An 11,283-nucleotide genomic window follows, 5' to 3' on the forward strand; every position below is an offset into this window, starting at 1 on the left:
GAGAACAGCAGTAAGATATTTTCTAATTGAAAATTATCTTACTGCTGTTTTTTTTAGGGATTTATGTCCCAGCCTCACTTCTCGACTTTTTCTCAAACAAAATGCAATGCCCCCTGATATTTAAATTCTCAAAATCCTTCTCTCATCATTATTATTTCAAGCATACTTATTGAAAAATGTTAACGTTTTCTTGATAATCATTGTAAGCGCATTTATTTTATAAACTAACCTTTGAAATATACTACAGGAGTGACACGTAATGACTCAAATTACTGAAAAAGAATTAAAAAAGAAGTATTTAGATTTACTATCTCAACATTTTGATACTCCAGAAAAACTTGCAACTGAAATTATCAATTTAGAATCAATTTTAGAATTACCTAAAGGTACAGAGCATTTCGTCAGCGATTTACATGGTGAATATGAAGCTTTTCAGCACGTATTACGCAACGGCTCTGGGAACGTACGAGCAAAAATCAATGACATTTTCAAAGAGAGACTTTCAACAAAGGAACTTAATGACTTAACAGCTCTTGTCTACTATCCAGAAGACAAATTAAAATTGATTAAAAGTGATTTCCAAAGTTACGGCCAACTTAATGTCTGGTATATCACAACAATCGAACATTTAATTGAATTAATTAAGTACTGCTCTTCAAAATATACACGTTCTAAACTGCGCAAAGCTTTGCCAAAACAATATGTTTATATTATCGAGGAACTACTATATAAAAGTAATGAATATCAAAATAAAAAATCTTACTACGAAACACTTGTAAATCAAGTGATTGAGCTTAAGCAAGCTGATGATTTAATTATAGGGCTTGCGTATTCTGTACAACGCTTAGTCGTCGATCATTTACACGTTGTCGGTGATATTTATGATCGTGGCCCGCAACCAGACAAAATTATGGATACGTTGATTAATTATCATTCTCTAGATATTCAATGGGGAAATCACGATGTACTTTGGGTTGGTGCTTATGCAGGGTCTAAAGTATGCTTAGCTAATTTACTGCGTATTTGTGCACGTTATGACAATTTAGATATCGTTGAAGATGCTTACGGTATTAACTTAAGACCTTTGCTAACGTTAGCTGAAAAATACTATGATGCAGATAATACTGCTTTTAAACCTAAAAAAAGACCTGACAAACATGAACGTTTAACACAACGCGAAGAAAGTCAGATTACTAAAATTCATCAAGCTATTGCGATGATTCAATTCAAACTGGAAATACCAGTTATTAAGCGCCGTCCAAACTTTGAAATGGATGAACGACTTGTACTTGAAAAAATTAATTATGATACTAATGAAATAACAGTTTACGGAAAAACATATCCATTAAAAGACACATGTTTCCAAACCGTTAACCGTGATAACCCGGCAGAATTACTACCAGAAGAAGAAGAAGTCATGAATAAACTATTATTGTCATTCCAACAATCTGAAAAATTACGTCGTCATATGTCTTTCTTGATGCGTAAAGGTTCACTTTACTTACCTTATAATGGTAATTTACTCATTCATGGTTGTATTCCAGTTGATGAAAATGGTGAGATGGAATCATTCGAAATTGATGGTCAGACATACAACGGCCAAGAATTATTAGATGTGTTTGAGTATCATGTCCGTAAATCATTTGATGAAAAAGAAAATACTGATGACTTATCTACTGATTTAGTTTGGTATTTATGGACTGGGAAATATTCTTCACTATTTGGTAAACGTGCAATGACTACGTTTGAGCGATATTTTATTGCAGATAAAGCTTCTCATAAAGAAGAAAAAAATCCATACTATCATCTTCGTGAAGATGTGAATATGGTTCGTAAAATGCTCAGTGATTTCGGATTAAATCCAGATGAAGGACGCATTATTAATGGTCACACACCAGTGAAAGAAATTAATGGCGAAGATCCTATCAAGGCTGATGGAAAGATGCTTGTCATTGATGGCGGCTTTTCAAAAGCTTATCAGTCAACAACTGGCATTGCAGGCTATACATTGTTGTACAATTCATTCGGAATGCAACTCGTTGCACATCAACAATTTAACGCTAAAGAAAAAATACTTTCCGAAGGTATTGATGAACTTTCTATCAAGCGCGTCGTAGATAAAGAATTACAACGTAAGAAGATTCGAGATACCAATATTGGTAAAGAGTTACAAGCTCAAATAGATATTTTAAAAATGTTAATGCATGATCGTTATTTAGACTAAAGACGACATTTGATGCATGTGTCGTGTGCTGTTGTATTGTTGCGGTGTTTATGCAGTGACTATGTACACGCGATGGTAAATAGGCGACCTAGCTACACCGAAAAAAAATCCCCTCACTACTCGTAATAGTGAGGGGATTGGTGTATCTATGCTAGTTCCTGTTAACTGTATTATAACAACTTTACAGCAAAAAATGCAAAATCAACTATTAAATTAATAAAATGACCGACGCCCTCGCTTCTACTCCAATTTAACAAAATACTATATTAGTACTATATTTTTCGTTCACATGTATGTTACATTTTCTATATTACTTAAAATTACGAAGGGACATTTTTAAATCATGCGTATCTTAAAAGAGTCCATTATTGTGGCATTTGCCTTTGTTGGTGTTGTTGTTGGTGCCGGCTTTGCTACTGGTCAAGAAATTTTCCAGTTTTTTACAAGTCATGGCGCGTATAGCATTTCAGGCATTATTGTGACAGGACTATTGATTACTTTAGGTGGAATGATTGTCATGCATACAGGTCATCATCTAAAGTCTAGAAATCACTCTGATTCAATTAACTATTTCTTATACCCCTCTATTGCAAGAGGTTTTGATATTATTTTGACAATGTTTATGTTGTCGTTAGCTATTATTATGACTGCAGGTGGCGCATCAACCATTCATCAAAGTTTCAACTTACCGTATTGGCTGAGCGCACTCATATTAGTCGTCTTTATTTTAGCAACACTGTTTCTAAAATTCGATCGTTTAATTGCTGTGCTTGGTGGTGTTACCCCATTTTTAATTGCGATTGTCATTATGATTGCCGTGTACTATTTCACAACGAGTCATCTTGATTTTACTGCCGCTAATAATGATGCTCAGATTCATAAGCAGAAATCATTATCACCTGGTTGGTGGTTTGATGCGATTAACTATGCAAGCTTGCAAATTGCTGCTGCCTTCAGCTTTTTATCAGTGATGGGTAGTAAAGTTAAGTATCGTGACTCAACATTATACGGGGGCTTGATTGGCGGTTTAATCATTACATTTTTACTCATGATGATTAACCTAGGTTTAATATCTCAATTCGATAAAATTAAACACGTTGATTTACCTACATTAAAATTAGCGACACAAATGTCTCCATCAATTGGTATTATTATGTCTGTTATTATGATACTTGTCATCTACAATACTGTCGTTGGATTAATGTATGCATTTGCGTCACGTTTCAGTGTTCCATTTAGCAGACGTTACTTCATCATTATTATTACAATGGCTGTTATCACTTATATTAGTACATTTATCGGTTTCATTTCTTTAATTGGAAAAGTATTTCCTATTATGGGATTGTTCGGTTTCATCCTACTCATACCTGTAATCTATAAAGGGGTCATTAAGCGAATTACCGGCAAATCTCATATCGATTAAAATATCTATACCATTGTAAAATTTAGTACAGCACTTCAAAATCAAAAATCGGGCAGATGAAAAGTAAAAATCTTTTCCATCTGTCCGCTTCTTAATTGAACCATTATTTCCCAAGCAATTGTTGGCCAGCTCTCAATCCCGCTTCTGTAATTTCATGACCATTCACCCAAACTTCTTCGACTTGTGCCCCACGTGTATTAAACAAGTTAATGACTTGTTCGCTTGCAGCTAATGGCACAATAGGATCATGTTTACCCATAGAAAGCAACACACTTACATCTGATAAATCCTTTGTTGACGTTACTTCAACTGAGTATAACGGTGCATATAACAATGCTTTTTTAAATAGTGCTTCTGGACGCAACATTAAGTTAATCGCTATATTTGATCCATTTGAAAATCCAACAAGTACTGCCTTGTCAATATCAAAATCATAACGCTCAGCAGCTTCTTTAATGAACGTTAACAATTCTTGTCCACGAAATGCCAAATCTTCTTCATCATAAACACCTTCACCAAGACGTTTGAAATAACGGTTCATCCCATTTTCCGAAACTTGTCCTCTAATACTTAACAAGTGATAATTTTCATTCAATGCTTCGCCTAATGGTAATAAATCAAACTCATCTCCACCTGTACCATGCAACAATATTAGTGTTGGTGCACCTTTTTGTCCTTCTCTAAAAATATGTTCCATCACAAATCCTCCTCATATCAACTAATCGTGTTGACGCTTCGTATTAAATGGTCTTATTTCTGATTCTATATACGCTCTTTTATTTTCTAAAAATGGTGGTAATGATAAACCTTCACCTAATGTTTCATATGGTTCATCTTCCATAAACCCTGGTCCATCTGTTGAAATTTCTATTAAAATATGACCCACACGTGCATATAATGCTTCAAAATAGAATCGATTAACGATACCTGAGTTGTTAATACCTACCTCTTTATATTTCGTTGCCCACGCTTTTATTGCATCATGATCTTTCACACGAAACGACACATGATGTACTTCACCATAACCTTGACGAGCTGCTGGTCCTTTGTCATCTTTTATTAAGATTACCTGGCCACCATTTCCACCTTCGCCAACTTCAAGTAATGCGACATTGTCTTCATGCGCAATAGTTGTCATACCGTAAACAGTTTCTAAAATATTTTTAAAGTCCTCAAAATAACTTACTTTAATTTCAATTGGTCCTAATCCATAAATTGCTTTATCTGCTGGAACCGGTCCATTCTTCCAAGGTACACCAGGTGCCACCCCTTCATTTACCTCATCTGAAATCAATTGATACGCTTGTCCGTCTACTTCTTCAAATGGTAACACTTTTTTACCAAATAGTTCTTGAATACCTCCGTGTTTAACACCATACTCATCAAAGCGCTCTTCATAATATGTTAATGCGTCATCGTTAGGCACTCTAAAAGACGGTCTTGTAATAGAATTTGTTCCAGACTGCCCTTTTGTAATATCTGGGAAATCGAAGAATGTCATATCCGTACCTGCTGAGCCTACATCATCTGCAAAAAATGTATGATACGTATAAATATCGTCTTGATTGACTGTCTTTTTAACTAAACGCATGCCTAATACGTCTGTAAAAAATTTATAGTTACGTTCTGCATCATCTGTTATTGCAGTTACATGATGAATTCCTAATAGTTTATAATTATTTGTCATTTTATATACCCTCTTTATGTTTTTGATATATTTATCTCGAAAACGAGATATTTTAATTTAAAATTTTAGTGCACACCTTACACTTCTGTAGATTGTGCACTTAGTTTCTTAAACGCTTGTTGCAATATTGTTAACTCATCCTTTGTTAACACATCAAATGCTTTTGTTAATGTCTCAGCATGCTTAGGGAAAATATCTGCCATTTGACTTTGACCTTTTTCAGTTAAACAAGTCATGTATACACGTTTATCATCTTTATCCTTTTCACGTGTAATCCAACCTTTGTCCTCTAATTGACTTACAACATATGAAATACTGCTACTTGCAATTAATACTCGATCTCTAATACGTTGAATCGGTTGCGGACCTTTGTTATAAAGCAACTCAAGCACTGCAAATTCTGTAATATTTAAGCCATAACGTTTTACGTCTTCTTTTGTAATTTGCTCTAATGTGTCTAATGCCCTATTCATTCCGACAAAGGCATTGAGTGATTGTTTCGTTCGATCCATATGATCACCAACTTTTCATTTTATTTCGATTTCGAGATAAATTATATAGCTGTATGGATTTAATGTCAAGATACGTGTTTTCATCTTTATTTCAAATTGTGCTTAATGAAAATGACTATTTGGACTTGCAATGTCGTCACATGACTGTCATGCACCTTTTACTTCGTTTAAGTTAAAATAAAAAAGGGAAGTATAATAATCATTCATGATAGGAGTTGATATTTATGAGTAACTTTGAAATTAAGCAAGGCGAGAACAAATTTTATATTGGTGATGATGAAAATCATACTTTAGCTGAAATCACATTTCGTTTTGTAGATAATAATGAAATTAATATCGATCACACAGGCGTGTCTGATGAACTTGGTGGTCAAGGTGTTGGCAAGAAACTAGTTAAAGCAGTTGTTGAACATGCTCGCGAAAATCATTTAAAAATCATTGCCTCATGTTCATTTGCCAAACATATGTTAGAAAAAGAAGATTCATATCAAGATGTGTATCTTGGTTAAATATATTTTGCGATGGTGCGCCAGTGCCATCGCTTTTTTATGTACTCTCCTCAATATAAATGGTGCAACGTTATGTTATTTTGAATCTCAAACTTTATGCTATCAATTCATTTCTTTTTAAGGTATACTTTTTATACTAACTTATATTAAAAATAGAAAACGAGGCGACGCATAATGGCATTTCACGATAAAACAGCAACACAAGTAACAAACATTGAACTGAACGTAAGAGACTTAGACTTAATGACAACATTTTATAAAAACATTTTAGGACTATCTGTTAAAAGTTCTGACGATAACACAACCGTATTATCTATTGGTAGTGGCGGCCACACATTAACTTTACATTTACTAGAAGACGGACGTCAGTCTTCTCCACGTGAAGCAGGGCTATTCCATATCGCATTTTTATTACCAACTACTGAGGATCTAGCTAACTTCTTATATTTCGTGGCACAAAAACATATGGGCATCGGCGCTGGTGATCATTTAGTAAGTGAAGCTTTATATTTCAACGACCCAGAAGGAAATGGCATTGAAGTCTATCGCGATAGACCTTCATCTTCATGGGAATGGCAAAATGGTAAAGTTAAAATGGATACTTTAGAAGTTGATAGCCAAACATTATTAACACATCGCACAGATGAAGGTTGGCAAGGAATGCCAGCAAAAGGTATGATTGGACACTTACATTTAAAAACGCACGATTTAAATGCAGCATATCAATGTTACATTGAACAATTAGGATTCCAACATGTGTCTGATTTTCCACGTGCGCTATTTATGTCAACGAATCATTATCATCATCATATTGCTGCTAATACTTGGCAATCTAATCAAGCAAGACAAAATAATGCACAAAGTTATGGATTAACACATGTTGATATTTATCAACCTAATGCATCAACACATACATTTACAGCGCCAGAAGGTTTTGACATCACAGTTCATTCAAATACTGATCTTGTTCCAGAAAAATAATCATCCATACTTTCTTAATACAATTTTTTCATGCAAAAGCCTGCGATTCATTTATGTAATCGCAGGCTTTTATTGCTAACTTTTTAATTTTTATATTTAGATATACTGTATTCTATTTATTCTTTTGGTCCAACCCATTCAATGACATCTTCATATGCTTGGCGTGTTTTATTTTTCGGTGGATCTTGTTGTCTGTAGCCAAATGCGACCATCACTGATAACCCAAATTGCTCAGTATCTAAGATACCTTTATTTGCTAAAATGTCTGTCACTGTATCCAGACTAAAGCCTTCCATTGGACATGAATCAATACCTAACAATGCGGCCGTCGTCATCATATTGCCTAATGCGATATACGTTTGTTTACTTGACCAGTCATACAACGCTTGTTCATTATCACTAATATGGAAATCTGCTTGGAAAGCATCAAATTTTTGTTCAACAGCTGGAATCGTTTCTGTCTCATATTTTTTAATATTTCGCAACATATGTTGTACATACGGTGATCTTGACGTTACATTTTTTCGCGCAAAAATTAACACAAAATGACTCGCTGTATCTAATTGTTTCGCTGCACCCCAACTGTGTGCTTTTAACTCGTCACGTAACGCTTTATCTTGAATCACGACAAATTTCCATGGTTCTAACCCAAGAGAACTTGGAGATAGTCTACCTGACTCTAATATTGTTTCAAAGTCTTCTTTCGAAACTTTCTTTTGTGGATCAAATTGTTTTGTCGCATGTCTGAATTGAAATGCATCCATGATTGTTTGATTCATTTTGCTCATTGAACATAGCCTCCAGTTTTATATTTATTGCTATACAAATTATACTTCATGTTTTAAAAAGACTAAAGTAATCCGTTTGCAATCCACTATAGCTTGTGCACATGTTATAGGTTTTCTGCAATTAAACACGTTTTTGAATTTTGGGAAATTTAGTGTTATAATATATTTGTGATATTTTTCACAATTAAATTGTGACGTGATTTTAATTTGCATGACTTTTAATTTCACTCATTTACTTTTCAATCTTTTAAAAGCGAGGTTTTTAATAATGACAAAAATTATGTTCTTCGGTACGCGTGATTATGAGAAAGAGATGGCATTAAATTGGGGAAAAAAGAATAACGTCGAAGTAACTACTTCTAAAGAGTTATTATCAAGTGCTACAGTCGATCAATTGAAAGATTACGATGGTGTAACTACAATGCAATTTGGCAAATTAGAACACGACGTTTATCCTAAATTAGAATCTTACGGTATTAAACAAATTGCACAACGTACTGCTGGATTTGATATGTATGATTTAGATTTAGCTAAAAAACACAATATAGTAATTTCTAACGTTCCAAGTTATTCACCTGAAACTATTGCAGAGTATTCTGTTTCTATAGCCTTACAATTAGTGCGTCGTTTCCCAGATATTGAACGCCGTGTACAAGCACATGATTTCACTTGGCAAGCAGAAATCATGTCTAAACCAGTTAAAAATATGACTGTTGCAATTATCGGTACTGGTCGAATCGGTGCTGCTACAGCTAAAATATATGCAGGATTTGGTGCTACAATTACAGCTTATGACGCTTATCCTAATAAAGATTTAGACTTTTTAACTTACAAAGATAGTGTTAAAGAAGCTATTAAAGATGCTGATATTATTTCTTTACATGTTCCAGCGAACAAAGAAAGCTATCATTTATTCGATAAAGCAATGTTTGATCATGTGAAAAAAGGTGCAATCTTAGTTAACGCAGCACGTGGTGCAGTCATCAATACACCTGATTTAATCGCTGCAGTGAACGATGGTACTTTGTTAGGTGCTGCTATTGATACTTATGAAAATGAAGCAGCATACTTCACAAATGACTGGACTAATAAAGACATTGAGGATAAAACATTATTAGAGTTAATCCAACATGAAAGAATTTTAGTAACACCACATATTGCTTTCTTCTCTGATGAAGCAGTACAAAACCTTGTTGAAGGTGGTTTAAACGCAGCATTATCTGTCATTAACACTGGTACATGTGAAACACGTTTAAATTAATATATATTTAAAAGCAAAGGCGCGCCATGTGCCTTTGCTTTTTATTTTGTAAATCTGTATCAAAATCGGTTTGATTAAAATCCGCTTTATTTTATCATCTATTCAAATGATTGTAGTGCGCTTATTTTACTATGGCATTATTGCCTAACCTGTTTGAGATATATTAATATTTGTTGATTCGTATTCAAAGTTTTCATTTAACATGTATTTAGTATCATGATAGCTGCTTCATTGATGATATACTAGCTACTTTTTCAGCACTTCTTGTTCGATAATCGTTAAAACTCCCTGCTTATCATTACTTGGAGCGACAGCAGAGGCAATATTGAACAATTCTTCATCATGACTATTTTCCATCACATAACTATGCTTAGCGAACGCTAGCATATCTTTATCATTATTTGCATCTCCGAATGCCATTAGTTCTGAAGGAGACATTTCCCATTTATCTAACAATCGCTTTAATGCCTGCCCTTTGGTCATGTTTGGCATAATTATATCAATACTATCGTGACCACTTGATACAAGTTTAATATCATCGCTGAATTTCGTCGCTACTTCTTCGTCAACATTCGGATGCGTCTCTCGATTAATATTGAATGCTATTTTGACATAATCATCCTCAGGTAATTGTTGCAGACTGTCAATTTCTTTTAACTGATGATAATAAAATCTCGTATCTTCTTTAAATGTTTCAGAAGTATGTTTTAAAATATACGCGCTTTTCAAACCACAGATGACAAGTTGATCAATACCTTGGTTCATATTTAAGTAATCGACAACCTGTTGAAACACCTGACGATTAAAGCTTTTATAATTATATAACTCATTGCCTTTATAAATAACTGCACCATTTTCAGAAATAAAATACATATCTCTATCCCCGAAAATAGACTTCAACTTCGCATATTGATTACCACTCGCAGCAATAAATGTAATATCTCTATTTCTAAGTTCAGTAAAAATCGTTTCAAACCTTGGTTTATCGTATGTCTTTTTCGAATCTAAGAACGTCCCGTCCATATCTACCGCAATAGCCTTAACCATGATTATCCTCCTCATTGCTCTTTTAGTCGTCTTCATTATATCCATCTCATGACAAGCAATGAAGTTTGTCATACCACAATGAACCTATATTCACATTTTGAAATTGCTTTCATATATGCAAAACACATTACACTGGATATAGCATTCAGAGGTGCACATAAATTTCAGAATATTGTAAAAACATAACGTTATATTTATCATTTGGACAAAATATAGTGTGATATACTAATTTATAACATCTATACATAATGCGAAAGAATTTTTAAAAATATAATTAAATGTCGGTGTAATAAATCCCTTTATACATAGGAGTTGTATACATGAAACTAAATAACTATTCTTTAAAAGTTAAAAACAAACAACTAGTTGACAATTGTGATTTAAATTTCTATCTTGGTCAGATCAATCACATTGTTGGTAAAAATGGTGTAGGAAAATCTTTGTTAGCTAAAGATTTCTTACTAAATAATAGTGGAAATATCCCTAAGTCGATTTCTCAAAATGTAACCTTAATATCAAGTTCATCAAATATCCCTAATGATATAACAAAAGTTTTTTTATTATCATTGTTAAAATCAAAATTTAAAAACAATCGACAAACATTCGATAAGATTTATAACATACTAAACATCGAAGCAATACCGTCTAACGTACTACTAAAAAACTTGAGTGATGGTCAAAAACAAAAGCTTAAATTATTAAGTTTCTTATTGGAAGATCATGATTTAATCATATTAGATGAAATTACAAACGCTTTAGACAAGAAAACAGTTAATGAAATTTATGAATTTTTAAATGATTTTATTCAAAGCCATCAAACTAAAACTATTATCAATATTACACATAATTTA

11 protein-coding genes are annotated in these 11,283 nt (G+C 33.4%); 6 read left to right on the forward strand and 5 right to left on the reverse strand.

All coding sequences use genetic code 11. The features are described 5' to 3' along the window. Positions 1–259: 259 nt before the first annotated feature. Complete coding sequence (locus tag CD116_RS02005; RefSeq protein ID WP_047548070.1) at positions 260–2,224, forward strand: fructose-bisphosphatase class III; 1,965 nt, start codon at positions 260–262, stop codon at positions 2,222–2,224. Between the two features lie 343 nt (positions 2,225–2,567). Then, a complete protein-coding gene (locus CD116_RS02010) occupies positions 2,568–3,647 on the forward strand; it encodes a YkvI family membrane protein (protein WP_047548072.1) in 1,080 nt (359 codons plus the stop codon). A 103-nt stretch (positions 3,648–3,750) separates the two neighbouring features. Here the strand turns inward: CD116_RS02010 and mhqD are convergent, their stop codons facing one another. From mhqD to mhqR, 3 genes are all read right to left on the reverse strand, one after another. Beyond that, positions 3,751–4,344 carry a methylhydroquinone degradation carboxylesterase MhqD gene (gene mhqD, locus CD116_RS02015; protein WP_047548074.1) on the reverse strand — a complete coding sequence of 198 codons (594 nt, stop codon included), beginning with the start codon at positions 4,342–4,344 and terminating at the stop codon, positions 3,751–3,753. 21 nt (positions 4,345–4,365) lie between these two features. Then, positions 4,366–5,334, reverse strand: a complete 969-nt coding sequence (gene mhqE, locus CD116_RS02020) for a ring-cleaving dioxygenase MhqE (RefSeq protein ID WP_047548076.1) — start codon at positions 5,332–5,334, stop codon at positions 4,366–4,368. Between the two features lie 77 nt (positions 5,335–5,411). Next, positions 5,412–5,846: a MarR family transcriptional regulator MhqR gene (gene mhqR / locus CD116_RS02025; protein ID WP_047548077.1), complete on the reverse strand. Its 435-nt coding sequence runs from the start codon at positions 5,844–5,846 to the stop codon at positions 5,412–5,414. Between the two features lie 224 nt (positions 5,847–6,070). Here mhqR and CD116_RS02030 point away from each other — a divergent pair, with 224 nt between their 5' ends. Further along, positions 6,071–6,355 carry a GNAT family N-acetyltransferase gene (locus tag CD116_RS02030; protein ID WP_047426539.1) on the forward strand — a complete coding sequence of 95 codons (285 nt, stop codon included), beginning with the start codon at positions 6,071–6,073 and terminating at the stop codon, positions 6,353–6,355. A 174-nt stretch (positions 6,356–6,529) separates the two neighbouring features. After that, a complete protein-coding gene (locus tag CD116_RS02035) occupies positions 6,530–7,336 on the forward strand; it encodes a VOC family protein (protein WP_047548080.1) in 807 nt (268 codons plus the stop codon). A 116-nt stretch (positions 7,337–7,452) separates the two neighbouring features. Here CD116_RS02035 and CD116_RS02040 read toward each other — a convergent pair whose 3' ends face one another. Continuing rightward, entirely contained in the window at positions 7,453–8,124 is a 672-nt protein-coding gene (locus tag CD116_RS02040) for an NAD(P)H-dependent oxidoreductase (protein WP_047450408.1), read from the reverse strand. A 268-nt stretch (positions 8,125–8,392) separates the two neighbouring features. On the opposite strand from CD116_RS02040, the gene CD116_RS02045 reads away from it, so the two are divergent. Further along, a complete protein-coding gene (locus tag CD116_RS02045) occupies positions 8,393–9,385 on the forward strand; it encodes a D-lactate dehydrogenase (protein WP_047426549.1) in 993 nt (330 codons plus the stop codon). Between the two features lie 246 nt (positions 9,386–9,631). Here the strand turns inward: CD116_RS02045 and CD116_RS02050 are convergent, their stop codons facing one another. Next, positions 9,632–10,432 carry a Cof-type HAD-IIB family hydrolase gene (locus CD116_RS02050; protein WP_047548083.1) on the reverse strand — a complete coding sequence of 267 codons (801 nt, stop codon included), beginning with the start codon at positions 10,430–10,432 and terminating at the stop codon, positions 9,632–9,634. A 320-nt stretch (positions 10,433–10,752) separates the two neighbouring features. Between CD116_RS02050 and CD116_RS02055 the strand changes: the two genes are divergently transcribed. Next, positions 10,753–11,283: ATP-binding cassette domain-containing protein (locus CD116_RS02055; protein ID WP_240625075.1), on the forward strand; the 531-nt coding region annotated here is incomplete at its 3' end.

This window comes from Staphylococcus schweitzeri (assembly GCF_002902405.1).
Classification (GTDB): Bacteria; Bacillota; Bacilli; order Staphylococcales; family Staphylococcaceae; genus Staphylococcus; species Staphylococcus schweitzeri.

Coding starts and splice junctions, on each gene's coding strand:
- CD116_RS02040 (WP_047450408.1), bottom strand. CDS start 8,124: ATGAGCAAAATGAATCAAACAATCATGGATGCATTTCAATTCAGACAT.
- CD116_RS02010 (WP_047548072.1), top strand. CDS start 2,568: ATGCGTATCTTAAAAGAGTCCATTATTGTGGCATTTGCCTTTGTTGGT.
- CD116_RS02005 (WP_047548070.1), top strand. CDS start 260: ATGACTCAAATTACTGAAAAAGAATTAAAAAAGAAGTATTTAGATTTA.
- mhqE (WP_047548076.1), bottom strand. CDS start 5,334: ATGACAAATAATTATAAACTATTAGGAATTCATCATGTAACTGCAATA.
- mhqD (WP_047548074.1), bottom strand. CDS start 4,344: ATGGAACATATTTTTAGAGAAGGACAAAAAGGTGCACCAACACTAATA.
- CD116_RS02050 (WP_047548083.1), bottom strand. CDS start 10,432: ATGGTTAAGGCTATTGCGGTAGATATGGACGGGACGTTCTTAGATTCG.
- CD116_RS02035 (WP_047548080.1), top strand. CDS start 6,530: ATGGCATTTCACGATAAAACAGCAACACAAGTAACAAACATTGAACTG.
- CD116_RS02045 (WP_047426549.1), top strand. CDS start 8,393: ATGACAAAAATTATGTTCTTCGGTACGCGTGATTATGAGAAAGAGATG.
- mhqR (WP_047548077.1), bottom strand. CDS start 5,846: ATGGATCGAACGAAACAATCACTCAATGCCTTTGTCGGAATGAATAGG.
- CD116_RS02030 (WP_047426539.1), top strand. CDS start 6,071: ATGAGTAACTTTGAAATTAAGCAAGGCGAGAACAAATTTTATATTGGT.